Origin of the sequence: Marinomonas spartinae, from assembly GCF_016461715.1 — a bacterium.
Classification (GTDB): domain Bacteria; phylum Pseudomonadota; class Gammaproteobacteria; order Pseudomonadales; family Marinomonadaceae; genus Marinomonas; species Marinomonas spartinae_A.
This window is the reverse complement of the sequence record NZ_JAEMUI010000029.1, coordinates 1-24,749: the sequence shown is the minus strand read 5'-3', so window position 1 is coordinate 24,749 and position 24,749 is coordinate 1. Positions and strand designations below refer to the sequence as shown.

Annotated in this window: 22 protein-coding genes; 9 read left to right on the top strand and 13 right to left on the bottom strand. The window is 44.8% G+C overall.

The genetic code is table 11. The features are described from left to right. From JHD45_RS20185 to JHD45_RS20175, 3 genes are all read right to left on the bottom strand, one after another. Nucleotides 1–2,736, bottom strand: coding sequence for a response regulator (locus tag JHD45_RS20185; protein WP_199478281.1), 2,736 nt, complete (start codon nucleotides 2,734–2,736; stop codon nucleotides 1–3). Nucleotides 2,737–2,785: 49 nt separating this feature from the next. After that, nucleotides 2,786–4,087, bottom strand: a complete 1,302-nt coding sequence (locus JHD45_RS20180) for a DUF917 domain-containing protein (protein ID WP_199478280.1) — start codon at nucleotides 4,085–4,087, stop codon at nucleotides 2,786–2,788. Nucleotides 4,088–4,370: 283 nt separating this feature from the next. After that, a complete protein-coding gene (locus tag JHD45_RS20175) occupies nucleotides 4,371–5,546 on the bottom strand; it encodes an MFS transporter (RefSeq protein ID WP_199478279.1) in 1,176 nt (391 codons plus the stop codon). Between the two features lie 99 nt (nucleotides 5,547–5,645). Between JHD45_RS20175 and JHD45_RS20170 the strand changes: the two genes are divergently transcribed. From JHD45_RS20170 to JHD45_RS20160, 3 genes are all read left to right on the top strand, one after another. Continuing rightward, nucleotides 5,646–6,551 carry a LysR family transcriptional regulator gene (locus JHD45_RS20170; protein WP_199478278.1) on the top strand — a complete coding sequence of 302 codons (906 nt, stop codon included), beginning with the start codon at nucleotides 5,646–5,648 and terminating at the stop codon, nucleotides 6,549–6,551. A gap of 416 nt (nucleotides 6,552–6,967) precedes the next feature. Continuing rightward, a complete protein-coding gene (locus JHD45_RS20165) occupies nucleotides 6,968–7,201 on the top strand; it encodes a hypothetical protein (protein WP_199478277.1) in 234 nt (77 codons plus the stop codon). A 63-nt stretch (nucleotides 7,202–7,264) separates the two neighbouring features. Further along, complete coding sequence (locus JHD45_RS20160; protein ID WP_199478276.1) at nucleotides 7,265–7,564, top strand: addiction module antidote protein; 300 nt, start codon at nucleotides 7,265–7,267, stop codon at nucleotides 7,562–7,564. 20 nt (nucleotides 7,565–7,584) lie between these two features. Here the strand turns inward: JHD45_RS20160 and JHD45_RS20155 are convergent, their stop codons facing one another. Genes JHD45_RS20155 through dgt form a run of 4 tightly spaced genes read right to left on the bottom strand, consistent with a single transcriptional unit; the run spans nucleotide 7,585 to nucleotide 10,799 of the window. Further along, complete coding sequence (locus JHD45_RS20155) at nucleotides 7,585–8,187, bottom strand: DNA-3-methyladenine glycosylase I (RefSeq protein WP_199478275.1); 603 nt, start codon at nucleotides 8,185–8,187, stop codon at nucleotides 7,585–7,587. 25 nt (nucleotides 8,188–8,212) lie between these two features. Next, a complete protein-coding gene (locus tag JHD45_RS20150) occupies nucleotides 8,213–8,608 on the bottom strand; it encodes a GFA family protein (RefSeq protein ID WP_199478274.1) in 396 nt (131 codons plus the stop codon). Between the two features lie 21 nt (nucleotides 8,609–8,629). After that, the gene (locus JHD45_RS20145; RefSeq protein WP_199478273.1) at nucleotides 8,630–9,268 is read right to left on the bottom strand and encodes a Vat family streptogramin A O-acetyltransferase; all 639 of its coding nucleotides are present in this window, start codon (nucleotides 9,266–9,268) and stop codon (nucleotides 8,630–8,632) included. Between the two features lie 13 nt (nucleotides 9,269–9,281). Next, nucleotides 9,282–10,799: a dGTPase gene (gene dgt, locus JHD45_RS20140; RefSeq protein ID WP_199478272.1), complete on the bottom strand. Its 1,518-nt coding sequence runs from the start codon at nucleotides 10,797–10,799 to the stop codon at nucleotides 9,282–9,284. A 202-nt stretch (nucleotides 10,800–11,001) separates the two neighbouring features. Between dgt and JHD45_RS20135 the strand changes: the two genes are divergently transcribed. The 5 genes from JHD45_RS20135 to JHD45_RS20115 all read left to right on the top strand — a co-directional run bounded on the left by JHD45_RS20135 (nucleotide 11,002) and on the right by JHD45_RS20115 (nucleotide 17,001). After that, nucleotides 11,002–11,232 (top strand): type II toxin-antitoxin system Phd/YefM family antitoxin, encoded by a 231-nt coding sequence (locus JHD45_RS20135; RefSeq protein WP_199478271.1) that lies wholly within the window; start codon nucleotides 11,002–11,004, stop codon nucleotides 11,230–11,232. A gap of 485 nt (nucleotides 11,233–11,717) precedes the next feature. Beyond that, entirely contained in the window at nucleotides 11,718–12,215 is a 498-nt protein-coding gene (locus JHD45_RS20130; protein WP_199478270.1) for a formate dehydrogenase subunit gamma, read from the top strand. Beyond that, nucleotides 12,215–13,783: a formate dehydrogenase beta subunit gene (locus JHD45_RS20125; protein WP_199478269.1), complete on the top strand. Its 1,569-nt coding sequence runs from the start codon at nucleotides 12,215–12,217 to the stop codon at nucleotides 13,781–13,783. The genes JHD45_RS20130 and JHD45_RS20125 overlap by 1 nt, the downstream gene beginning before the upstream one ends. Nucleotides 13,784–13,785: 2 nt before the next feature. Beyond that, complete coding sequence (gene fdhF / locus JHD45_RS20120) at nucleotides 13,786–16,650, top strand: formate dehydrogenase subunit alpha (RefSeq protein ID WP_199478268.1); 2,865 nt, start codon at nucleotides 13,786–13,788, stop codon at nucleotides 16,648–16,650. Between the two features lie 120 nt (nucleotides 16,651–16,770). Beyond that, on the top strand, nucleotides 16,771–17,001 hold the full coding sequence (locus JHD45_RS20115) for a formate dehydrogenase subunit delta (RefSeq protein WP_067012291.1): 231 nt from the start codon (nucleotides 16,771–16,773) through the stop codon (nucleotides 16,999–17,001). Between the two features lie 85 nt (nucleotides 17,002–17,086). Here the strand turns inward: JHD45_RS20115 and JHD45_RS20110 are convergent, their stop codons facing one another. From JHD45_RS20110 to sstT, 6 genes are all read right to left on the bottom strand, one after another. Next, entirely contained in the window at nucleotides 17,087–17,725 is a 639-nt protein-coding gene (locus JHD45_RS20110) for a response regulator transcription factor (RefSeq protein WP_199478267.1), read from the bottom strand. Between the two features lie 18 nt (nucleotides 17,726–17,743). Continuing rightward, the gene (locus JHD45_RS20105) at nucleotides 17,744–19,102 is read right to left on the bottom strand and encodes a cache domain-containing protein (RefSeq protein WP_199478266.1); all 1,359 of its coding nucleotides are present in this window, start codon (nucleotides 19,100–19,102) and stop codon (nucleotides 17,744–17,746) included. 121 nt (nucleotides 19,103–19,223) lie between these two features. Beyond that, a complete protein-coding gene (locus JHD45_RS20100; protein WP_199478265.1) occupies nucleotides 19,224–20,513 on the bottom strand; it encodes a TRAP transporter large permease in 1,290 nt (429 codons plus the stop codon). Nucleotides 20,514–20,586: 73 nt separating this feature from the next. After that, complete coding sequence (locus JHD45_RS20095; RefSeq protein WP_199478264.1) at nucleotides 20,587–21,126, bottom strand: TRAP transporter small permease subunit; 540 nt, start codon at nucleotides 21,124–21,126, stop codon at nucleotides 20,587–20,589. 124 nt (nucleotides 21,127–21,250) lie between these two features. Continuing rightward, complete coding sequence (locus tag JHD45_RS20090; RefSeq protein ID WP_233407962.1) at nucleotides 21,251–22,321, bottom strand: TRAP transporter substrate-binding protein; 1,071 nt, start codon at nucleotides 22,319–22,321, stop codon at nucleotides 21,251–21,253. Between the two features lie 243 nt (nucleotides 22,322–22,564). Next, complete coding sequence (gene sstT / locus JHD45_RS20085) at nucleotides 22,565–23,776, bottom strand: serine/threonine transporter SstT (protein WP_233407961.1); 1,212 nt, start codon at nucleotides 23,774–23,776, stop codon at nucleotides 22,565–22,567. A 304-nt stretch (nucleotides 23,777–24,080) separates the two neighbouring features. Between sstT and JHD45_RS20080 the strand changes: the two genes are divergently transcribed. Continuing rightward, on the top strand, nucleotides 24,081–24,719 hold the full coding sequence (locus tag JHD45_RS20080) for an NAD(P)H-dependent oxidoreductase (RefSeq protein ID WP_199478261.1): 639 nt from the start codon (nucleotides 24,081–24,083) through the stop codon (nucleotides 24,717–24,719). Nucleotides 24,720–24,749: the final 30 nt, after the last annotated feature.

The window sequence follows — 24,749 nt, the reverse complement described above, 5'->3', positions numbered from 1 at the left end:
CTAGCTACCTGATAATTCAATTAAAAGTTGGCGAACAAGATTAGAAGCTTGCTCATATTCAAGGTCGGTTATACTCTGAATAATTTTATTTATATCATCTCTATATTCAGTATTTTTAAATCTCTGATGTAACGTATAAAAATAACTCTCTACTTTAAAATCGTTTTTCTTCAGTAATGCCAACACTTTTTCAAGTATGACATTAAGGGGAAGGGCTAAATCATTATCATCTTGCTCAATTAAACCAAATACAGGATTAAGCTCGGTTAAAAGGCTTCGCATTTTAATGATAATACCGTCTAACTGAGAGCTATCAATGGCTTCATGATTGAGAAGTTTTCGCTCTATCACTTCGCAATCTTGAGAAATCGCTTCAGCGCCAATATACGATGCATTGGATTTTAAAGAGTGTATGTCATTTAGTAGACTATGATTATCTAGGGTTAGAGATAGGGCTTTAGAGTTTGACAACATTGCTTTATATTGCGACCAAAAAGAATGAACTATTTTCAAATAAAGAGATGTATCACTTTTTAGAGAGTAAATCGCCTTTTTCGCTCTTAAACTACTTATTTTGTAAAGCATAGATAACCGATCATTTAAAGTTAACTCTTCAGAAAATGAATCAGAGATTTCATTTTTATCTGTTCTGCTCTGTATTAAGTATTTATTCAGTATTCGATAAAGCAAGCCCGATGGAATAGGTTTAGGAATATGGTCATTCATTCCCACTGCAAGACTCTTTTCTATGTCTTCAGAGGATGTGTGCGCGGTCATGGCAATAATAGGAAGCTCATAATCCAGCCTCATATCACGAATGAATGAGGTGGTGGCTAATCCATCCATAACAGGCATTTGAATATCCATCAGGACAAGGTCATACTTCGTCTCTTGAATCTTCTCAATAGCAACTTGTCCATTTTCAGCGCAATCTACTTGAACACCAGTGCCTTTTAAATAACCCAATGCGACTTGCTGATTAATAAGGTTATCTTCCACCAGTAAAATATGAAACTTCGATAGTTGAGGTATAAATTCTATTTCTTCATTCGCCACCGCCATTTTTTCAATACTAAAAAACTGATTAATAGCATCAAACAAGGTGGATTTTCGAATAGGTTTTTCTATAAATTGTCGAATGATACCTGTATCTAGGTAAGACTGAATATAATGCTTTTCATAGGCGGATATCATCAGAATAGGTGGTGCTAACTCCTTAAATAACTCTTTTATTTTTTTCGATGTTTCGATTCCATCCATATCTGGCATCTGCCAATCCATAAAAACCACATCGAACGCCATACCGGATTGATCTGATTGCCGAATGGTATCTATAGCTTCCCAACCACTCCCTACACAGGTACTTTCTATACCAAAACCATCTAATAATTTGGCTAGAATCTCTCGAGATAGAGCATGGTCATCGACGACAAGTACTTTGAGCACATTCGCAGAATCAATGACCTCAAACTTGGGTTGCTCGGTGGGGGTTTTTAACGGTAATAAGACAGTGAAGGTTGAACCTTTGCCCAGTTCACTTTCGACTTTGATTTCCCCATTCATTAGCTCACATAGCTGACGACTTATTGTTAAACCTAAGCCCGTGCCGCCATAAACACGAGTGACACTGTTATCAGCCTGTGTGAAGGGGGAGAATAGTTGTTCGAGTTGTGTCGCTGACATACCTATCCCTGAATCAACAACGTCGAACTGTAATAGAGTCCTATCTGCCTCCAATTTAGTACAACTTAAGCGAATAATAATGGTTCCACTCTCAGTGAATTTAATCGCATTGCTCACTAAGTTGACCAAAATTTGTTGAATACGCAGAGGATCCCCTAACAAAGCCTCAGGAATGTCATCAGAGATATCCGTTACCAATTCTAATTTTTTCGCATGCGCGCCAAACGCATTCATATTAACAGTGGTTCGGATCAATTTTTCAGTTGAAAACCGTACGGATTCTGCCGTTAACTTACCGGCTTCTATTTTTGAAAAGTCCAGTACATTATTGACTAAACTAAGCAGAATTTCGCCAGAATCTCGTATCTTTTGCAAGTAGTCTTGCTGCTCATTATTAGGTGAGGTATTAAGAGCAAGATCGCTTAAACCGATAACGGCATTAATTGGTGTGCGAATTTCATGACTCATTCTAGCGACAAACGACGACTTCGCTTCTAGTGCTTCCTCAAGCTCCGCTTTCGCAAGTTCCAACGCTGCGGTTCGCTCTCTTACTTTCGCATCTAGGCTCTCATTGATCTGCTTTAGCCCAACGTTGTATTCCTTTAGCTTTACACTTGCTTCAACGGCCATTTTTTCGGCGGCCCTGATTTTGGTCGTTTCATGGCTAATACCGCAAATAAATATTGGATTATCTTGCTTATCAAAAATAGGTACTAACAAGGTATTGAAAAATACGTCCACTCCATTTTTAACGGTATGTTGTTCCATGGACATAGGCTTCCTACTGGCGATAGCTGTTTGATAAGTGCTATAAAAACCTTCAACAAGTTCTTCGGGAAACATATCTCGAATACGGTTCCGATGATAAATTTGATTCGGTTCAATTCCCATTGCCACTCGAGAGGCTATATTATTATCATAAAGCGAAAATTCACCATCCTCTTCCACTGCAACGATAAACATAGGATCATTGGAGTGATTCCATAATTGAAAAAGACACTCTTTAATTATAGAGTCATGCTCTTCTTGATCGAAATATTCGCTAAGCTTCATGCAACCTCTCTATTAATGGGAAAAACTAACCGTAATCAGTTATTGAACTTTAGATTTTTTCTTTCGCCAGTAGCTTATCTAGAGGCTCATACGATCCGAAGTAGCCAAACTGCTTGGCCAAAGCAGAAAACACTTCTTTATTATCATTTTTTAACGCCTCAGGGGATGGTAGACTAAACAAATACATTTTTTGCCCAACAACCACATCTTCTACCGAAAGACCATGCCATCCCCCAAGGGACTTCTCGGCCTCTAGTCTTTCTTTATAGTTGAGTGATTTTAATTCAGATAAAATACTATCTTTTATCGTTTCGTCTAATTTACCCAACATACAAATTGAATCAGGGCATATCGTCAGAGGGTGATCTTTAGCGCTATCCCAAAGAAGTAAATTTTCATTTTGATTTATAACAATAAGCTCTTTTTCATTTTCATTAATACTTTGCGTAAACACCAGCATATTAAAATCAAAACCGCCTCTGGAAATACTCTCTTTACTTTTAAGGATAAAAGGAGTGTTGTTATCAGATAAACTGTAGAGTGATATGTTTAGTGTTTCTAAAAATCTGGCAAACCGAGGGATGATATTTTTATCTTCAGCATTGTATTCTCTCAGTTGCTCTCCAATGCGTTGAGACATAGAAATCGTCCCTGGCACCAACGCGGACTTTGCTTGTTCACCATCCATCCGCCAGCCGGAAATGGCACCTATCCCATCAAAACTGTCTTTAGAAGATAGGATGGGCCTAACCATGTTTTCAATAATACTGGCTTGCGCTTTTTTCTTCGCCGACTTGTCTGGGTCTTCGTCACTAATGAGGGGTAAATTTAAAACAATATCACCTTCCACTGGATCTTTGTCTTTACTATGAGGGGCATTGAGAACAGCAAAAGGCGTGATGTTTATTTTTGAGCTATAACTCAAACAAGATAAGGTCGGAACAGAACGTCCCGCCCCATCTGCATCCACCACAATAGCAGAGTCTAGCGCTTTGGCTGCGGCGAGCATCGCGACAAAAATATTTGAGCCCGTTTCAACGGAAATAGTAAAGTTGATTTCCTTCGGCTTGCAGAGATCCTGCATGACCTTAATGGCTCTTTCCTCTGCTCCTTTTAAGCCTATTTTTTCAAAGCTTTCAGGCGATCCCATCGCCCCTACCACCACGCCATAATAACTTCTATTCATATCAGCTGGTGATAGCAAATTAATCGTTTTACCCGTGCCAACAATCTGGTCAACAAATGAATAGGCCGTTTTAATTGAGCCGCCACCACCACTGGCTAATAAGGTTGAACCGTTGATGATATTGAAAAGCGCTTGTGTTGTTAAAGGGGTCTTTGAATCTATCATCCAGGCACATCCTAAAAAGTAAACTGACGTAATGAATAGTTGGCTTATTTTTTATTGCGGTTAGAAAAGTTATTACAAATTGCTACTCAACTTATACAGTAAAGACAATCGCATGTTCTATAGATGACTTGTTAGCTTCTCACGCTTTAAAGTTATTTTTTGTATGTGCTTTATAAAAAAACTAAAAAAAGAACAAAACTTAGTCCCATATCGAAGAGCTAAGTGATGCAAAGATTGGTGCGGGGATGCTTTGATTAATGCCTAAACAGTCCCCGCTTATTAGTTAGGAAGAGGCGACTTGCTCATTACCTTGGTTTGACGGGTTTCGTTTTAACACCAGTACCATAAACAACCCAAGCGCTGCGGTTCCCGCTCCGGCTAACGCGACCGCAGGTAAGCCCAATCCCATACTTATGACGCCACCACCTAAGGCTGCCCCAATTGCATTGCCGAGATTAAAGGCGCCAATGTTCATGGCAGATGCCAGGTTCGGTGCTTCGCTGGCTTCGTGTACCACTAGGGATTGCAAGGGTGGAACCACCGCAAAGCTGGCCACTCCCCAGAGAAAGATAAGGGGTACCACCATAACCGAAGAAGACATCACCATTGCAAAAATAACCAATAGCAAAATCGCCGCGATTAACGACGCAATCAAGGTCCCGTAGAGAGAACGATCCGCATAACGTCCGCCAAGGATATTCCCCACGGCAAGCCCAGCACCATAAAGCACTAACATAGCGGTCACAAAGGCTGTGGACTCATGGGTTTCTTGTTGCAAGATAGGCACAATGTAAGTGAATACGGTAAACATCGAACTGGCTCCCACCACCGTTAGCAGTAGCGCGGCCAAAACAGGCCCTTTACCTAACACCGTTAACTCATTGCGAATGTTCGCCTTCTCTTGATTGACTAATGGCGGCAAGCTGACTCGTAACGCGACCATCACCATTACACCAATCGCGGCGATTCCCCAAAATGCACTTCGCCAACCGAATGCGGTGCCAATAAAGCTGGCTAATGGCACCCCACCAATGGTGGCAATGGTAAGACCCGAAAACATCGCGGCAACGGCGCCCGCCCGTTTATTCGGCGGTACTATATTCGTGGCAACGACGGCGCCAATGCCAAAAAACATACCGTGATTCAACGATGTGATAATACGCCCAACCATCAACGCACTGTAGCTGTCGGCCATAGCGCTAATGGCATTCCCCACGGTAAAAATTCCCATGGACAATACCAACAAACGACGTCGTGGCATATTTGCACACAGTAAAGTCATAACAGGCGCCCCAATTAATACACCAAACGCGTAAGCGCTAATAAGCATGCCAGCTGTCGGAATAGAAACACCTAAATCCCCGGCAATCACTGGCAACATCCCCATGGGAGAAAATTCCGTGACACCAATTCCAAAAGCGCCCATGGCCAACGCCATTAATGGAAAGTTAATCTTCATATTAATCCCCGTTTATTTATGATATTAGGGAATATAACGAGACGACCCAAACCTGAATAGTGGGTAAAAAAGCGATTCTGTTTTGCATTGGATTCACAAATGAAGCAAGTAAAAGTTGATAAAACCACCGAGATGGAAACATTCTTAGCCGTTGCCATGACGGGAAGTTTAAGTGGAGCCGCAAGAGCACAGGGACTCACCCCCTCGGCAGTGAGCCGCATGATGACAAGAATAGAGAAGCGTTTAGGGGTTCGTCTGCTTGTTCGCTCTACCCGCAAGCTTTACTTAACCAGTGAGGGCGAATCCTATGCCCTTGCTGCTCGGCGTATTTTGAAAGATCTAGAAGAAACGGAGCGCACAATCGCTGATAGAGCAAACCCAAGCGGATTAATCAAAGTCAGTACCCCAACAGCTTATAGCCGTTTGACCATGATTCCCTTATATAAAGAGTTTTTGCAGCGTTATCCCAATATTAAAATCGAAGTCGAAGTGAGTGATAAGATTAGCAATGTGGCAGATGGTCATATTGACGTCGCAATCCGTTTTGGCCCGCTACCCGACAGTAATTTAACCGCAAGACGCCTTGGGGAAACAGGTAGAACGGTTATTGCCACACCGAACTATTTAGCACAAGCCGGAATCCCTAAAACGCCAGCGGATTTGCAACATTTTAATTGTCTGGATTTTAGTTTTCAGCGGCTAGAACCGGGCTGGCCATTTCGTGAAAACGGCGAAGACTATATTTTACCCATCAAAGGCAATATGACCTCCAACAATGGGGAAACGCTAGTCGAACTGGTGATGGAGGACATTGGCATTACCCGAGTGGGGAACTTTCATATTGAAAAAGCCCTCGCATTGGGTCAACTCGTCCCTTTATTGGAAGACTTCAACCCACAGGACAAGGAAGTTATCCATGCGGTGTTTATTGGCGGACAACATATGCCAGCACGAGTCAGAGTCTTTGTGGATTATCTGGTGGAGAAAATGGCTTCAAGTTATTAGATCGGCTTACCCATCAAACTTCCCCTTTGTTATTAACCCAGCGGAGATTTATATATTCTATGCCGCATAACGGATCGAATTGTGTTTACAGTACTTTTTGATTCAATTCGGATTCTTCTGCAACCCTCTCATATGAGAGACCACTCTATCCTTTAAAACCTTTCCATTCTTTGGCGCATCGCCTATAGGCACACCTGCCTTTAAATCACAGTTTAGATACTCATCTGGCAAGATGCAGGTACTGATGATCTACATGGTTATAGATTAGTTCAAGCGCTGTTTTTGTTCTTGGAAAGGTTGACTTTACTAACTTTTCGCGTGGTTGTTAATGAGTCCTATGGGTTGCATGAATGTAAAAAGCATTGAGATTAGATTAAAAACAACCTTATTGTATTCAAATGGATACGGATTGTTTTATGTATGATATTAAACTCACGGATGAGTTCAACCTTTGGCTGCGTCGGCTAAAAGGTCACTCGCCTAGAATTCGTTTAGCCCGCCGTCTAGAACAGGCTTCACGTGGATTACTTGGCGATGTTAAGCCTATAGGTGATGGCTTGTATGAAATGAGAGCATTATGGACCAGGCTGGAGAATGTATTACGTCCAACGAGGGACGACTTTGATCATAACGTTGGCTGGTGGCAATAAATCGACGCAAAGCAGAGACATAGAATTGGCTAAACAGCGAGCTATAAAACTGGATGAAGCGACATGACTTCAATAAAAGAATTGACCAACTTTGATATGGCAAAGCAACTTCGTACAGACGAAGATATTGCTACTTATTTATCTATGGTGCTTGAGGATGGTGATACCGATGAGCTCATTCATGCTCTTGGCCATATTGCCAAAGCGCGAGGTATGACGCAGATAGCTAAAGACAGTGGGTTAGGACGCGAAAGTCTTTACAAAGCCCTGCGATCCGGTTCTCGGCCGCAATTCGACACCATAGTAAAGGTGCTTAAATCCCTTAACTTTGACTTGAAAGCCGTGATTCATACTCAAAAATGATCACATCGCATGGATGTTTTTCATGGCCTCACAAACCCTTTCCTCGCTCGATCAACTTCTTCTCGCATAAAACAGTGTTCTGCATGGTCATTGATGAGTCCCATGGATTGCATAAAGGCGTACAGGGTGGTTGGGCCGACGAACTGCCAGCCGCGTTTTTTGAGTGCTTTGGAAAGGGCGACGGATTCTGGGCAGGTAGTTTGGGTTTCGGGTGGTGGCAAGGTGTTTTCGTCGGGCTCATAGCGCCAGATAAACGTAGCTAAAGAACCTTCTTTATCGACCATTTCTAGGGCACGTTTGGCATTGTTGATGACCGCGAGGATTTTGCGTTTATTACGAACGATGCCTTCATTGTTAAGCAACTCGGCGATTTCTTGCTCGCCAAATTGCGCCACTTTATGAAAGTCGAATTGCGCAAAGGCTGAACGAAAATTTTCTCGTTTACTCAGAATGGTTCGCCAACTCAGGCCGGATTGAAAGGTTTCCAGACAGAGCTTTTCAAACAAACGCTGATCATCTGCGACGGGGAAACCCCACTCGTTATCATGATAATGGGGGAAATCCGGCGCGGAGTCGGCCCATGCACAACGATGTGGATGGGCTACTGAGAGATCAATAACCATATAAACACTTCCGGTTAAACAAACATCATCGATCAGCCGGATGGTTCACACCATCGTTTACTACAACGTCACCAAGATCATAAGGATTAACACCTTCTAAGCAGCCGATATTGTAGCCATATTGTGTGGGGGCGGATCGACGTTGATGGTGGGTGTAAATACCACAGTTTGAACAGAAAAAATGTTTAGCGGTGTGGGTATTAAATTGGTAAAGCTTTAATACATCATGGCCTTTGACGATACGCAGGTTATCCAATGTGACGGAAGCCACAATGGCTCCCTTACGACGACAAATAGAGCAATCACAGCGTCTTGGGTTTTCGATGCCGTTTGGCAAGGTTAATTCCAATTCAACCGCTCCGCAATGGCAGCTTGCTTTGTGCTTAAGCTTTATTTCTGTTGGGCCAACTTGTTTAATCATAGCGTTTACCTCATTTTAGAATTAGTCGTCTTTTGCTGCTTGTAACCGAGCTAAATCAGCACCAACGATGGCATCCAAATGTTGGGTGATTTTCTCCGATCCCCAATCCCACCAAGCAATCTCTTGTAATGTTTGGATGGTCGGCTCGTCAAAACGGTATTTGATGACCTTGGCAGGGTTCCCACCGACGACGCAGTAAGCTGGCACATCGGATGTCACGACGGATTTACTGGCAATAATGGCACCGTTACCAATTTGCACACCGGGCATAACGGTAGCTTCATAGCCAATCCACACATCATGACCGATCTTCGTATCGCCTTTGTAGGGTAGATCGCCGGTTTTGGGTGCCGCCTTTTCCCAACCGTTGCCGAAAATATAAAACGGATACGTCGAGAACCCTGCATTAGCATGATTCGCACCATTCATAATAAACCGAACGTCTTTGGCAATGGCACAAAATTTTCCAATAATTAATTGGTCACCGATAAAATCAAAATGATAAAGCACATTGTTTTCAAAACGTTCTGGTCCTTCAGGATCATCGTAGTAGGTATAATCTCCGACGATGATATTGTCTCGGGTGATAAAATTTTTAAGGTAACCTACTTGTGGGAAGCCTTTCATCGGCTCTTTATTATTTGGGTTGGGGCCTTTCATGCTTGCTCCCTTTCTAATCAATCACATGCAAAGCGCGGTATTCGTCATAGGCAAATTGATCTGTCATGCCACTGATGTAGTCTTGTATCAGTCGACAACGAAAGTAGAACTCCCAAGCATCGTCGCTGATGGATTTGAGGTCGCCGTTTTCGAAGTGTTTTTTAAATTCCGCTAGTTTTTTCTCTTCTATGGCGGATCGGTAGGCGCGTATGTGTTTTTGCGAGAGTTTTCTAAATACTCTCGCCTCGTAAGCTGGCGCTTTTTTATCGTTGTCTAGAACCTTGTTGAAGCTGGCTCTGTCTAGTTTGAGCAATGGGGCATAAATATCCAGTAAACCATTGATGATTCGATAGCCTTGTAGCTCTTGCCCTTCTACTTCAGGCGTACTGAAGGCGTATTTTCGAGCGACGGTTTTGAGTGTTTCAACCACGGCGTGATGATAGCTACCATCTTCAATCAGTGCGTTATTAAAGGAGCCATGGAAGATGGTATCGATATTGTCGATAAAACGTTTACAAGCGTATTTAGGCAGTTCTTTATTGATACCTACACGCAGCCCAACGAAGAACATACTGTCGATTTTGTTTTGTCGATACATTGATTTGGCAGAGTCAATAATGTCTTCCATTATCTGATTGACTGGCAGTTTGAAATCATCAGATTGGCAAGTATTGATAAACTCTTCACGCAAAATATTTGGCAAATCGGCAATGGATAAAATGCCTTTCTCTTCGGCATCTTCGATGTCTGCCACACCATAAGAAATATCATCAGCGGCTTCCATGATGTAGGCAAAGGGAGAGCGCCTTCCTTCTTGAATGTTTAACGCTTCTCTTAATACCTTGATAAAGGGCGCTTCACTCAAATAAAAGCCGACCTTTTTCTGTAGGTAATCTTTGTCTGGTTTGGGCGTATCACCACGACGAGTGTATTTCATAATGCCAGACAATTGGCTGTAGGTAAGGTTGAGCGCAAGTAAACTGTGAACCAAACGAATCGCTTGAGCGTTACCTTCAAAGTTACATATGTCACGTTTTAGCGCGGTTAGTTCGTCGTTGAGTTTGATGTCTGAGTCGTCAGTATCTGGCATAAAACGCTTAAGAAATTGACTTGTATGTTTCTCAAACCATTTGATCATGGTGTCTTCGCCAAAGTGACCGAAGGGCGGATTGCCTACATCATGCATTAAGCAAGACATCTCAACGATGGATTCAAACTGACGATCTAAACCGTCTAGGCCATATTTTTCAAGCTTGCCTTTTTCCTTGGCTAAGCGTTGGAAAATAAGCTGGCTGATGTAGCGCCCTACCTGTTGTACCTCCATGGAATGGGTTAGGCGGCTGCGTACAGCAGCATTACGCTCTAAAGGAAACACTTGGGTTTTTTGCTGTAAACGGCGAATAGCAGCCGAGTTGATGATACGCCCCCGATCACTTTCAAAATGCCATAAAGCGGCTATTTCTCGATCGCCTGAATCCTGGCTGTTATGCAAGCGATTGGAACGAACTTTTTCTCTAAAGTTAATGCCCATTCTTTGTATCCTTACCTTTCTATGATCATTGTTGTTAACGCTATCTGCTTAAAAGAAGTGACGTAGGGTGAGTCCACATAAATCTAAACATACCATTCAATTTTGTACAAAAATACATCAAAACTCTTATGCGCTTCATTGATAAATAAGCAATCGTCTTCCATTCTTATGAATAACAAACAGCATAGTTACGGAGACACAGATGGAGTTAGTTACTGCTTCAGCACTACAGACCGATTTAGACACCATGATGAAAAAGGTGTGCGATAGCCAAACACCCATCATGATAGACAGGGGGAACGAACCAGCCGTTGTGATGATGTCAGTAGACTGTTTTAAAGCATTGGAAGAAGCCACAACCTTATTCGACAACTATGCCAATTCAAAAGATATTTTACAAAATATCGCCAATAAAGACGGCGACACGGATTAAAAACACGGTGGCGTTACCCAGTAACGCCATGCCTCCTTCACACCTACCATTGATACCCACTACCTACATCATTTAGTGGATTTGAGCGTTTAATAATGAGGTTAAACCGTGCAAACGCTCATGAACCAAGATCGTCATTTGCCAAATTTAGCAATTGAGTCCAATATTAGAAACGCGACATTCGCGTAAAATAGTGACCATATAATTTGTCTGTTTCTCCCTTTAGATGGCCGCCATTTCGTCAAATATGTCGTAATAAGATAAGAGAAAGATCAGTGAATGTGCGATCCTGAGCGCCGTAATTGGTCTAATAAAGGCTGCCTGAGTAGCGATCATTCCCAGTTATGTGCAGGTTGCCGCGCTGGTGAAAGCACCATGTTGATCCAAGCGCTAACATGTGTCTACGTCTTGATGGGCACTATATTAAAGTAACGCTTCTGCCTAACGATGATTTCCGTGTTTAGGCGGTAGGAGGAATTATAATAATGACTACACCGAGAGTTGTAACTTGGGATCCTGCCATCGCGCAAACCATTATTGAAGAGTTTAAGTCCAAACCAGGCGCTCTTTTACCCCTTCTTCATGCTATTCAAGAGCGCTTTTCTTATATTCCAGAAGAGGCCGTCGGCTTAATCGCCACCGCCCTCAAGCAAACCCGAGCGGAAATACATGGTGTGATCAGTTTCTACCATCACTTTCGCACGAAACAACCGGGACGCCATGTAGTCGAGCTCTGCCGTGCAGAAGCGTGCCAAGCGCTTGGGGCACGTCGCTTAGAAGCCTACGCTAAAAGTATGTTGGGCGTGGACTACCATCAAACCACCCCCGACAACAACATTACCCTTGAACCGGTTTATTGCTTAGGCAATTGCAGCTGTGGTCCATCTGTTCGGGTGGGCGATGAAATCTACGCCGATGTCGACACTCAGCGTTTTGATGAATTGGTCGACAATCTGAAAACCGATCGCTTGGAGGTGCAATAATGACTTTTTGTATTCATGTACCTTCCGACACCACCGCAAAAGCGCTAGGGGCAGATCGTCTTACCAAACTGCTGGCCGCAACCGCCAACGAGCGCAAAGTGGATTTGTCGATCAAACGTAACGGCACCCGCGCCTTGTATTGGCTAGAGCCGCTTATTGAAGTAGAAACTAAGCAAGGTCGTTTTGGTTTTGGCCCTGTAAAAGAAGCGGATATTGACTCTTTGTTTGACGCCGAATTCTGGCACGGTGATGTGGTGCATCCTCTGGCACTTGGTCTAGTGGAAGATATTCCTTATCTAAAACAACAGCAGCGCTTAACCTTTGCTCGCGCGGGAGTTATTGACCCACTTTCTCTAGCTGATTACCAAGCAAAAGAAGGCTATCGCGGCCTGAAGAATGCCTTAGCGATGGATGCTCAACCCCTTGTTGATGAGATCAAAGCATCCGGCTTGCGTGGTCGAGGTGGTGCAGCTTTTCCAACGGGTATCAAATGGCAAACCGTTTTAGACGCTCCTGCTGAACAAAAATATGTTGTTTGTAACGCCGACGAAGGCGACTCCGGTACGTTTGCCGACCGCTTGGTGATGGAATGCGATCCCTTTATGCTGATTGAAGGCATGACCATCGCGGGTTTGGCCGTTGGCGCAACGCAGGGGTACATCTATCTGCGTTCGGAATATCCATTGGCGTTCAAGACGCTCCATGACGCCATTACCATCGCCTATGAGAACAACTTACTCGGCGCAGGCATTCTAGGCAGCGACAAACACTTTGACCTTGAAGTTCGCTTGGGCGCTGGCGCTTACATTTGTGGTGAAGAAACCTCCCTGCTCGAAAGTTTGGAAGGCAAGCGCGGTTTGGTTCGAGCGAAGCCACCATTGCCGGCCATTGTCGGTTTATTCGGTCAGCCAACCGTAGTAAACAACGTCCTGTCCCTTGCGGCCGTTCCCTTTATTCTAGATAAAGGCGCACAAGCCTATGCCGACTATGGCATGGGACGCTCGCTCGGTACCTTACCCTTCCAACTGGCGGGCAACGTCAAACAAGGCGGTCTTGTCGAGCTGGCCTTTGGCCCTACCCTGCGCGAACTCATGTTCGACTTCGGCGGTGGTACTCGTAATGGACGCCCACTAAAAGCCGTGCAAGTCGGCGGTCCGTTGGGAGCGTATCTTCCTGAGTCACAATGGGACACCCCATTAGACTATGAAGCCTTTGCCAAAGAAGGCGCGGTGCTAGGTCACGGTGGCGTGGTCATGTTTGACGACAGCGTCGATATGAGCGAGCAAGCGCGCTTCTCGATGGAGTTCTGTGTGGCCGAATCCTGCGGTAAATGTACCCCATGCCGTATCGGTTCCACCCGAGGTGTGGAAGTCATTGACCGTATTCGTTCTGGTGAAAATGTGGATGACAATATGACATTGTTATCCGACCTATGTGAAACCATGGTAGACGGTTCGTTGTGTGCGATGGGAGGTATGACGCCATTCCCAGTGCAAAGTGCGATGAAGCACTTCAAGGACGATTTCATTAAGCGCGCTGCGTCAACAACGAATGCCGAGGAGATCTAGTCATGTTACAGCACTTTGATCCTAATAAAGATTATGGTACGCCAGCTTCTTTAAGTGAAAAGTTGGTCACGTTGGAAATTGACGGGGTAGAAATCAGCGTCCCAGAAGGCACCTCAGTGATGCGTGCGGCAGCACTTGCCGACATCAATATTCCCAAATTATGTGCCACAGACAACCTAGAAGCCTTTGGCTCTTGTCGCCTTTGTGCCGTGCAAATTGAAGGCCGTCGCGGTACGCCAGCCTCTTGTACGACACCTGCTGAGCAAGGCATGAAGGTGTCTACTCAGAATGAAAAATTGGCCAAATTGCGCCGCAATATTATGGAATTGTACATTTCCGATCACCCGCTGGACTGTTTGACTTGTCCTGCCAATGGCGATTGTGAATTGCAGGACATGGCAGGGGCAGTAGGCCTTCGTGAAGTCCGTTATGGCTTTGATGGCGCCAACCATTTGGACGCCCCAAAAGATACTTCCAACCCTTATTTCACCTTCGACGCCAGCAAATGTATCGTCTGTTCTCGTTGTGTACGTGCTTGTGAAGAAGTCCAAGGTACCTTTGCCCTGACCATTGATGGCCGTGGCTTTGATTCCAAAGTCGCTGCGGGACAAAATGAAAACTTCTTAGATTCAGAGTGTGTGTCTTGTGGTGCCTGTGTGCAAGCCTGCCCAACCGCCACCCTGTCTGAAAATTCATTGATTCAAATGGGCCAACCAGAACACAGTATTTCCACCACCTGCGCGTATTGTGGTGTCGGTTGTTCATTTAAAGCCGAAATGAAAGGCGACCAACTGGTGCGCATGGTGCCAGACAAAGCAGGGGACGCAAACCACGGCCACTCTTGTGTCAAAGGTCGTTTCGCTTTCGGTTATGCGACCCACAAAGACCGCATCCGCACCCCCATGATTCGTGACGCTATCGATCAACCATGGAAAGAAGTGAGCTGGGAAGAAGCCATTGGCTTTGCCGCGAACCGCTTAAAGTCCATCCAATACGAATATGGCCGTGAAAGCATCGGCGGTATTACCTCTTCCCGTTGTACCAACGAAGAAACCTACTTGGTGCAAAAACTGATTCGTGCCGCCTTTGGCAATAACAACACGGATACTTGTGCCCGTGTTTGTCACAGTCCAACCGGTTATGGCCTCAAACAAACCCTTGGGGAATCCGCCGGGACACAAACGTTTGATTCAGTGATGAAGTCCGACTGTGTCCTCGTCATTGGTGCCAACCCAACGGATGCTCACCCAGTATTTGGCTCTTTGATGCGCCGCCGTCTTCGCCAAGGCGCAAGCTTGATCGTTGCCGACCCACGAGAAATCGATATTCTTAAGACACCGCATCTAGGCGACTCTGTACACTTACCATTGCGTCCAGGAACCAATGTGGCGCTTATCAATGCGTTGGCCCATGTGGTCATCACAGAAGGCTTGGAGGATACCGACTTTATCGCCAAACGCTGCGAGCCAGAAGCCTACGCCAAATGGCGAGCCTTTATTGCCGAATCTCGCAATGCCCCAGAGGCAGTTGAGGATGTGACTGGTGTACCTGCAGAGTCAATTCGTCAAGCTGCCCGTACTTTTGCTAACGCCCCCAATGCAGCGATTTACTACGGTCTCGGTGTCACCGAACACAGCCAAGGCTCCACCATGGTAATGGGGATCGCCAACCTTGCGTTAGCAACAGGCAACATTGGCCGCGAAGGCGTTGGTGTCAACCCACTTCGTGGTCAAAATAACGTACAGGGTTCCTGCGACATGGGGTCATTCCCACACGAGTTACCTGGTTATCAACACGTTGCGGACCCTGTGGTTCGCAATCGCTTTGAAAAAGTCTGGGGCGTAACGCTGGACGATGAACCCGGTCTGCGTATTCCAAATATGTTTGATGCAGCCATTGCTGGCCACTTCCGAGGCTTATACGTACAAGGGGAAGACATCGCCCAGTCGGACCCAAATACCCAACACGTGGAAGCCGCGTTGCGTGCATTAGACTGCCTGATCGTGCAGGACATCTTCCTAAACGAAACCGCAAAATTTGCCCATGTTCTGCTACCAGGCTCCACCTTCCTTGAGAAGAACGGCACCTTCACCAACGCCGAGCGTCGTATTAACCGCGTTCGTAAAGTAATGCCGCCTCTATCCGGCAAAGAAGATTGGGAAGTGACGGTCGACTTAGCCAATGCCCTAGGTTACCCAATGAACTACTCTCATCCCTCGGAAATCATGGATGAGATAGCCCTATTGACGCCAACCTTCACAGGGGTGAACTACGAGAAACTAGACAAACACGGCAGTTTGCAATGGCCATGTAATGATGAGTTCCCTATTGGCTCACCGATCATGCACGTGGAGAGCTTTCCTACATTGGAAGGCAAAGGCCACTTTGCTGTCACAGAATTCGTTCCAACGTCCGAACGTGCCAGCCGTCGTTTCCCACTCTTGCTTACAACGGGGCGTATTTTGAGCCAATACAACGTCGGCGCTCAAACCCGTCGTACTGAAAACCAAGTGTGGCATCACGAGGATAAATTAGAAATCCATCCCCATGATGCGGAAGAACGCGGTATTAACGAAGGAGACTGGCTAGGCATCAGCAGCCGTGCTGGACAAACCGTGTTACGTGCTCATATCAGTAAGCGCATGCAACCTGGGGTGGTGTACACCACCTTCCATCACCCAGGCAGTGGCGCGAACGTGATCACAACAGACAACTCGGATTGGGCAACGAACTGTCCTGAATACAAGGTTACAGCGGTGCAGGTCGAGAAGGTGTCTCAACCGTCCGAATGGCAGAAAGATTTCGCGGCGAACAACCAACGCCAACAAAAACTTTTGTCTGAAGCCGGTGCCTCTAGTGGCGAATAAACAATAGCCTCAGACGCTTCAGCACACGGTCATTATCCTGTGCTGAAGCGGTTGGCTAGGTTTGGTCAAGTGATCATAGATCAAGCCTCGTATGAGAGTTCAGTCTAGCGAGAATTAATTATGCATAACGAACAAGAACGTATCATCTCTATGATTAACCAAATCGCAGAGAATAATATTAGCGCGGGCGATGAAAGTGCTGTGGCAACAATTGTCGCAGGCCATGTGAAGAAGTTTTGGCCACGACGCATGAAAAACATGCTGAAAGACTATATTGAACAAGGTGGGCCAGCATTGCATCCAGCCGCCCTACAAGCAGGTAAACAGCTTTTTGAGGAAAGCAAAGCCTAAAACCGTAATCCAGTTCGCTATATCGACCCTCTAAAGAATACCTTCCTGTTAGATCGTCGATATAGCTATCCTCTTTTTCGCAAGATCAAATAAGATTGTGTTCAATGGCGTATTTCACCAGACCTGCAGACGAGTGAATATCCAACTTACGCTTAATATTTTGTCGATGGGTTTCTACCGTTCTCACGCTAATATTGAGTTGTTGGGCGATTTCTTTGTTAGATAACCCATTCGCAACCTCAGCGAGTACCGCACTTTCCCTTGGTGTCAGTGACTCCTCTTCTTGTGGCGCTGAAGAGAATTGACCAAATAACAAGTCGGTCGCTTTTGAACTAAAGTATGTGCCGCCTTGATATACTGTATTAATGGCTTGTATCAGCTCTTCCGACGAGACGTCTTTGAGCACATAGCCATTGGCTCCCGCTTGAATCACAGACAGAATATACTCTTTGTCGTAGTGCATGCTGAGCATCAGAATTTTGATATGTGGCTGTTCATTGCGAAAACGTTTTGTGGCTTCTAAACCATTTAAAATAGGCATGGAGACGTCCATTAGCACTAAATCTGGCGATAAAACCTTAGCTTTTTCCAAGGCTTCCAAACCATTCGCTGCCGTCCCAACAATATTAATATCCGCTTCCAATTCTAAACGAGCCTGTAAACCATCTAACACCAACATATGGTCGTCCACCAGCAACACTCGAATGCTTGTGCTTATTGTCATGACTTGTCTCTTATTTTTTTAATCCATTTTAGGCGCTATCGGTAAAATAGCACGGACTTTTGTGCCTTTGCCTTTCTGGGACTCTAAAAAAAAGTCCCCACCAATAAGTGCCACTCGCTCACGCATATTGATCAAGCCAATCCCTTTTGACAAAGCCGATTCCTGAGAACAACCAAGACCATCGTCTAGACATTCGAACACCAAATCCTGACGTGACTGCTTGATATGCAGAGAAACATGGCTGGCTTGGGCATGCTTATCGATATTGGTTAAGGCTTCTTGAGATAGCCGATATAAGGCAATTTCTATTTCATCAGGAATGCCACACGACACATCAAAGCAATAGTTCACAGACACCTTGGTGCGTTCGCTAAATTGGTCGACCAACGCGCTAAGTGCCGTATCTAACCCCAAATCGTCCAGCAATGTTGGCCTAAGATCATGGGAGATCTGACGAATTTCTTGGATGGTGAGGTTTATCAGTTCACCCGCTTTAAGTAATTCACCTTCAATAGCCTCTTTACCTTGGTCACGGTTGAGTTTGTTGCTAGCCAATTCAATACGAAACTTACAGGACACCAGTAACTGATTGATGCCATCGTGCAACTCGCGAGAAAAGCGCCGCCGCTCACTCACTTGTAAGCGCATAAAACGCTGTACCAAGGCTTTGAGTTTGGAATCCGCTAATTTGTGCTCATGCAGGTTAATCGCCAAGCCCAATAAAATCACAAAAATCACAGTGATAGTCACCACCACACTGACGGAAAAAAAGCTTCGGCGGATGTTGGCGTCCATATTTGCTTTAGCCTTGGATAATTCGAGAAAGACATCACCAAGATACAAGCCCGTTCCCAGCATCCAATGCCAGCGATCAATCATCACGGCGTAACCAATCTTCTCCTCCACATCCATATAGGGAGGCTTTTCCCAAAAGTAACGATGAAATCCCCCTCCCGTTTTGGCAACCGCCAAGAGGTGCTGGATCAAATAGTTACCCGACTTATCCTGAAAGTCCCAAAGATCTTTCCCTACCAATTCCGGCTGCGTCGGATGAACGAGATTCTTCCCTGTGCTGCTGTAAATATAAAAGTAACCATCCTCACCATAACGCAGGCGGCTAATCACTTTTTTTACTTCCGCCTTGGCCTCTTCATCACTTAGCGTATCACTGTCTAAAATCGGTTGAATCGCGGATAAGGCAATACTGATATGGCTTTTAAGCGCTTCTTTTTTGGCATGAATCAAATTGAATTCATAGATAGACAATTCCTCGTCGGCAAGTTCCCTAGCAGATTGCAAACTGAGGTAGATAATAATGACCGTCGAAGCAATCAAAGGGACGACTGCTAAAAGGATAATCTTACTTTTTAAGCCCACAAAGACGTCCTTCTTATTCTTTTTATATCATGCCAATCCGTAAAAAAACGGGCTAGTGACAACCTAGCCCGTTTGCTGGTTTGAAGCTCATAGACAACGTTTTACGGTATCTAAAGGGAGCTTAAGCCATTCCATACCATTCAGGAAAGACCATTATGCTGGCCAACACTAGCACTTGGATCAAAATAAAGGGAATTACCCCACGATAAATATCCATCGTCCGAATGGAGCTCGGTGCCACGCCTTTTAAATAGAATAGACTAAAGCCAAAAGGTGGTGTTAAGAACGATGTCTGCAAATTCATCGCAATCAAGATCGCAAACCACAACATGTTGATGCCCAGCGCTTCAGCCACTGGTGCCAAGATCGGCACAATGATAAAGGCAATTTCCACAAAATCGATGAAAAAGCCAAGGATCATAATCGCAACCATGGCGAGAATAATAAAGCCCCATTTTTCACCCGGTAGATTGAGCAATACCTCTTCCACTATTTGATCACCACCAGTGTAGCTAAAAGCCATCGAAAAGGCGGTTGCCCCCATCAAAATAGCAAACACCATGGCGGTGACTTTAACCGTTTCTAAACTACTGTCGTAAAGCATCTTCCAAGTAAACTGACGATACAGCAACGACAATACAATCGCCCCCATACCACCTAACGCTGACGACTCTGTCGGTGTCGCAATCCCCGTAAAGATAGAGCCCAATACCACCAGCACCAACGCCAAAGGAGGAATGATGGCTTTTAACGCACTGACAATTTGTTGAGAACGCGTTTCCCCATCGTCTTCTTCTGGCATGGCTGGCGCCATATCAGGCTTGAGAAAAGTCAGAATCAGAATATAGACAATATAACAACCAATCAGTACCACCCCCGGCAACATTGCCGAATGGAATAAATCCCCCACAGGAATGCCTAAAACATCTCCTAAGATAATCAAAATAATTGAGGGTGGAATGATCTGGCCCAGCGTACCTGAGGCGCAAATCGTGCCGCAGGCAAGGGATTTGCTGTATTTGTATTTCAGCATAACAGGCAAAGAGATCAACCCCATCGCCACGACGCTGGCCCCCACTACACCGGTTGATGCAGCCAATAATGCACCCACCAAAATAGTCGAAATCGCCAAGCCACCACGTACTCGACCAAACAGTTTCCCCATGGCTTCTAATAATTGTTCTGCCAACTGTGTTTTTTGCAACACAATGCCCATAAAAACAAACAAGGGCACCGCCATCATGGTGGTGTTTTCCATGTAGCTTTGTATGCGAAAGGGCATAAAGGCAAACATGTCAAAGCCTTCGGCAAACACACCAAATATTAAGGCGACCCCACCAAAGGTGAAAGCAACGGGGAACCCCAGCATCAGCATTGCTAGGGCAACGAAAAACATGATAATACCAATCATAAACGACCTATTAATCCGTCAGAACAAGAGAGCAAGCACTGCAAGACATCGCTGCAGAAAACAGGACTCAAGATCAATGTTGAATAGGAGGGTTTGAAAAGCCCTCTTCACTCACGCCACGAATGGCATTAATCGAACGCAGCATCATGCCCACCCCACTGATCGCCATGGAGAAAAAGGCAAAAGGGATAACCGCTTTAATAACCCAGCGATAAGGCAAACCACCTGGGTCGCCACTGGTTTCTCCTAGAGCAAAGGATTCTTGGGCAAAACCAATACCGTAGTAGCCAACCAGCAAGGTGAAAGGTAATAAGAAAAAGACGCAGCCAAACAAATCGATCCATGCTTTACGTTTGATCGGTTGGTTTTCATAGATCAAATCGACTCGCACATGACCACCCTGTTGAATCCCATAAGGAATCCCTAACAAGAAAATAGCCGCATACAAATGCCATTCTAATTCTTGCATGGCAATGGACACATCATTGAACAAATAACGCATTAATACGTCATAAAAAACGTTACATAACAAGGCGATAAACAATAAGGTCGAAATAGCGCCAAGTAGATTTGAAAAACGAGCGATGCCTCGCTCTAAATTGATGAGAAACATGGAAATGACTCCTAGAAAACACCTAATGGCACGCTAACTCCTAACAATCAACGTCCTTAGTAAGCATTAACTCGCTTACAAAGAGCGAAGTAGCGGAGGACGCCCCCCGCTACGCGATCAAGATTTATTCGGCAATTTTGTCTAAGCTTTCTAGGTAAGCTCGATCAGAAATGTTGGTCCATACACGGGCCACTTTCATATAAGCTTCTTGGGAATCGATAATTTCTTTCGTTAACGGATCTTTCGCAGCCGCTTCCGCCAATAACTCTTCGTTGGCTTTTTTCATGGCGCTTAGAACTGGTGTAGGGAAAGTCTTAACCTGAATATCTGGGTATTCAGATTTCATTTTCGCCCAGTTCACACCGCTTTCATGGTAAGACTGAATGTACATATCATAAGCGGCCAGTTTCATAGAGACACGCAGAATTTCACGCAGGTCGTCCGGTAGTTTTTTCCATGTCCGCTCATTTACTAGGAACTGAAGCTCAGTTGCTGGTTCATGCCAACCTGTGTAGTAGTAAGGCGCAATTTTGTGGAAACCCATGCGCAAATCAAGGGACGGTCCTACCCACTCCAAGGCATCAATCGTGTTACGCTCAAGAGCCGTATATAACTCACCAGGTGGAATGTTCGTTGGTTTGGCACCTAGCTTCGCTAACACTTCACCAGCAAACCCTGGAATACGCATTTTTAGACCTTTCAAGTCATCCAATGAGTTGATTTCTTTACGAAACCATCCTCCCATCTGCACACCGGTATTGCCCCCAGGGAAAGACAACAAGCCAAAGGGCTTATAAACTTTCTCCATCAACTTCATGCCATCACCATAGTAAAACCAACCATACTGCTCCGGTGCCGTCATCCCAAACGGCATGGTGGTGAAATACATGGTGTTGGGCACCTTACCTTTCCAATAATAAGAAGCAGAGTGACCAATGTCGTACTGACCCGCACGCACCATATCAAACACACCTAATGGCGCTTTGTGTTTGTTTGCTGAGTCGATGGTGATTTTTAAGCGGCCTTTAGACATTTCTTCCGCCATACGTACCATGTTACGAGGCGCATCACCAAAGATAGGGAAGTTGGTAGTCCAAGATTCTGCCATTTTGAGTTTATAAACACGCTCTGCTGCCATAGAAGGCATAGACAGTGTACCGAGGGTAACAGCCGCAGCCGCTACAAAAGAAGTCATCTTAAGAGAGATCATTGATTATCATCCTGCTTGTTTATTATTGTTTAATTGGATAAAGCAGGTTTCATCATCTTCTGAAAACAATTTGTAAACAATTCGCATAAATACCGAAAACAGATTGTGATTAGTACGTAATAAGACTCAGTATTTCTACTTAGACGATCTTCACGCCGCATAAAAAAACCGCGGGCGCGGTTTTTTTATCAGCCTATTTCATATCACAGAACTACACCCAATCGTCCCTCACGAATGACGCGTAACGGAACGACAAGCCGCAGCAGTAAAGAGTACATCGGTCGAACTGTTCAATGCCGTTTCTGACGAGTCTTGTAGTACCCCGATAATGAAGCCCACGGCCACCACTTGCATCGCCACTTCATTGGGGATATTGAATAAGCTACAAGCCAAAGGAATCAGTAATAAAGATCCCCCAGCCACACCAGAGCTACCACAAGCCGATATAGCCGCAATAATACTAAGCAGAATCGCAGTAGCAAAATCCACTGGAATGCCTAATGTGTTCACCGCGGCAAGCGTTAGGACGGTAATCGTGATCGCCGCACCTGCCATATTAATGGTTGCCCCTAAGGGAATAGACACTGAATAGGTATCTTCATCCAATTGAAGGCGTTTACAAAGGTCCATATTGACGGGAATATTGGCAGCGGAACTGCGCGTAAAAAAAGCCGTTACACCACTTTCTTTTAAGCATTGAAAAACTAAAGGGTAGGGATTTTTTCGCGTCGCTAAAAAGACCAACAAAGGGTTGGTGACCAAGGCAATAAATAGCATCGAACCAATCAACACCGCCAGCAGATGGGAGTAACCTAACAGTGCACTAAAACCTGTGGTTGCAATGGTGTTCGATACTAAACCAAACACACCAAATGGCGCTAAGCGAATAACAAAGCCCACGACTCGAGTAACACTGTCAGCTAAATTTTGCAGTAACGCTTTCGTTGTATCCGACCCATGGCGCAGGCCGATACCAAAACACACAGACCAGGTTAATATACCGATGTAATTGCCTGTCACTAACGCATTAACAGGGTTATCAACCATATTAAAAAATAACGTATGCAAGACATCATGTATGCCTTGTGGAGCAGATTGACTAATATCGCCAGCCACTAGGTTTAACTTAGTCGGAAACAAATAACTGAAAAAGACCGCACTAATGGCAGCAATCAAGGTACCCACGGCATACAGTACTAAAATAGGTCGAATATAGGTTTGCTGATTATGCTTATGGTTGGCAATGGAAGCGATGACTAAGATAAACACGAGAATCGGCGCGATCCCTTTCAAGGCTTTGACAAAAAAGCCGCCTAACACACCCGCAGATTGGGCCGCATCAGGTGAAACGTACGCTAAGACAACACCACACAGAATACCAACAACAATTTGCAATACGAGACTGCCATTCATATAACGCTGAAACAACGTTGATTTCATATTTGAAGTCATAGGGGAGATCCATCAAATTTTTCGAGGGAGCACCATAAAACATCACGAGGGATAAATGAACCATTTTGGCGCATAATTATGAGAATTTTATTTGCTCAAATGGTTAAGCTTATCCTTACTAAGCCTCTCAGGGATACATAGCGTTCATCGTCAACAGAATGTTGCCAAGAACCGAACTATTTTGTTCATGCTTTTTCAAAACTATCGCTAAAATTCGCCTTCATATTCGACTTGAAGTTCGTCATTATAGACCTCATATTGTGGGTAAACTTATATATCGAGGAATTCCGAAATGTCGAATTTGTTAGAACAGTTATCATGGCGCTACGCAACTAAGAAAATGAATCCTGAAAAATCGGTACCGCAGGAGAAGGTGGACCGTATTCTTGAGGCAATTCGTCTAACAGCAACCTCAAGCGGCCTCCAGCCCTATGAAGTGTTTGTTATCACCAATAAAGAATTGCGTGAAAAAATGCTGCCCCATGCTTGGAATCAGGCACAGTTAACAGATTGCTCTCATTTGCTGGTCTTTGCAGCTTGGGACAACTATACAGAAGAACGTATTAACAAAATGTTCGACCTAGTTAACGAGGAACGTGGGTTCGTCAACGAAGGTTGGGAAAACTATCGCCAGCTGATACTAAGCAGTTACCCTCCTCGTGACAAAAAAGTGAATTATGAGCACGCAGCTCGCCAAGCCTATATTGGCCTTGGTACTGCGTTGATAGCAGCGGCGGAAGAAAAAGTCGATTGCACACCAATGGAAGGCTTCGTTCCCGAAGAGATCGATGCACTATTAGGCCTACAAGACCGTGGCCTACGCTCTGTTGTTCTGCTTCCTCTGGGTTACCGCGCAGAAGAAGGAGACTGGTTGGTAAACTTGAAAAAAGTACGTCGTCCAAAAGAAGAGTTCATTACTGAAATAAAATAAGTTTTTAGCATTCGCTAAGCACGACATAAA

Excerpts from the sequence above, each read along its gene's own strand:
- JHD45_RS20185 (WP_199478281.1), bottom strand. The coding sequence starts at position 2,736 with ATGAAGCTTAGCGAATATTTCGATCAAGAAGAGCATGACTCTATAATT.
- JHD45_RS20180 (WP_199478280.1), bottom strand. The coding sequence starts at position 4,087 with ATGATAGATTCAAAGACCCCTTTAACAACACAAGCGCTTTTCAATATC.
- JHD45_RS20175 (WP_199478279.1), bottom strand. The coding sequence starts at position 5,546 with ATGAAGATTAACTTTCCATTAATGGCGTTGGCCATGGGCGCTTTTGGA.
- JHD45_RS20170 (WP_199478278.1), top strand. The coding sequence starts at position 5,646 with ATGAAGCAAGTAAAAGTTGATAAAACCACCGAGATGGAAACATTCTTA.
- JHD45_RS20165 (WP_199478277.1), top strand. The coding sequence starts at position 6,968 with ATGTATGATATTAAACTCACGGATGAGTTCAACCTTTGGCTGCGTCGG.
- JHD45_RS20160 (WP_199478276.1), top strand. The coding sequence starts at position 7,265 with ATGACTTCAATAAAAGAATTGACCAACTTTGATATGGCAAAGCAACTT.
- JHD45_RS20155 (WP_199478275.1), bottom strand. The coding sequence starts at position 8,187 with ATGGTTATTGATCTCTCAGTAGCCCATCCACATCGTTGTGCATGGGCC.
- JHD45_RS20150 (WP_199478274.1), bottom strand. The coding sequence starts at position 8,608 with ATGATTAAACAAGTTGGCCCAACAGAAATAAAGCTTAAGCACAAAGCA.
- JHD45_RS20145 (WP_199478273.1), bottom strand. The coding sequence starts at position 9,268 with ATGAAAGGCCCCAACCCAAATAATAAAGAGCCGATGAAAGGCTTCCCA.
- dgt (WP_199478272.1), bottom strand. The coding sequence starts at position 10,799 with ATGGGCATTAACTTTAGAGAAAAAGTTCGTTCCAATCGCTTGCATAAC.
- JHD45_RS20135 (WP_199478271.1), top strand. The coding sequence starts at position 11,002 with ATGGAGTTAGTTACTGCTTCAGCACTACAGACCGATTTAGACACCATG.
- JHD45_RS20130 (WP_199478270.1), top strand. The coding sequence starts at position 11,718 with ATGACTACACCGAGAGTTGTAACTTGGGATCCTGCCATCGCGCAAACC.
- JHD45_RS20125 (WP_199478269.1), top strand. The coding sequence starts at position 12,215 with ATGACTTTTTGTATTCATGTACCTTCCGACACCACCGCAAAAGCGCTA.
- fdhF (WP_199478268.1), top strand. The coding sequence starts at position 13,786 with ATGTTACAGCACTTTGATCCTAATAAAGATTATGGTACGCCAGCTTCT.
- JHD45_RS20115 (WP_067012291.1), top strand. The coding sequence starts at position 16,771 with ATGCATAACGAACAAGAACGTATCATCTCTATGATTAACCAAATCGCA.
- JHD45_RS20110 (WP_199478267.1), bottom strand. The coding sequence starts at position 17,725 with ATGACAATAAGCACAAGCATTCGAGTGTTGCTGGTGGACGACCATATG.
- JHD45_RS20100 (WP_199478265.1), bottom strand. The coding sequence starts at position 20,513 with ATGATTGGTATTATCATGTTTTTCGTTGCCCTAGCAATGCTGATGCTG.
- JHD45_RS20095 (WP_199478264.1), bottom strand. The coding sequence starts at position 21,126 with ATGTTTCTCATCAATTTAGAGCGAGGCATCGCTCGTTTTTCAAATCTA.
- JHD45_RS20090 (WP_233407962.1), bottom strand. The coding sequence starts at position 22,321 with ATGACTTCTTTTGTAGCGGCTGCGGCTGTTACCCTCGGTACACTGTCT.
- sstT (WP_233407961.1), bottom strand. The coding sequence starts at position 23,776 with ATGAAATCAACGTTGTTTCAGCGTTATATGAATGGCAGTCTCGTATTG.
- JHD45_RS20080 (WP_199478261.1), top strand. The coding sequence starts at position 24,081 with ATGTCGAATTTGTTAGAACAGTTATCATGGCGCTACGCAACTAAGAAA.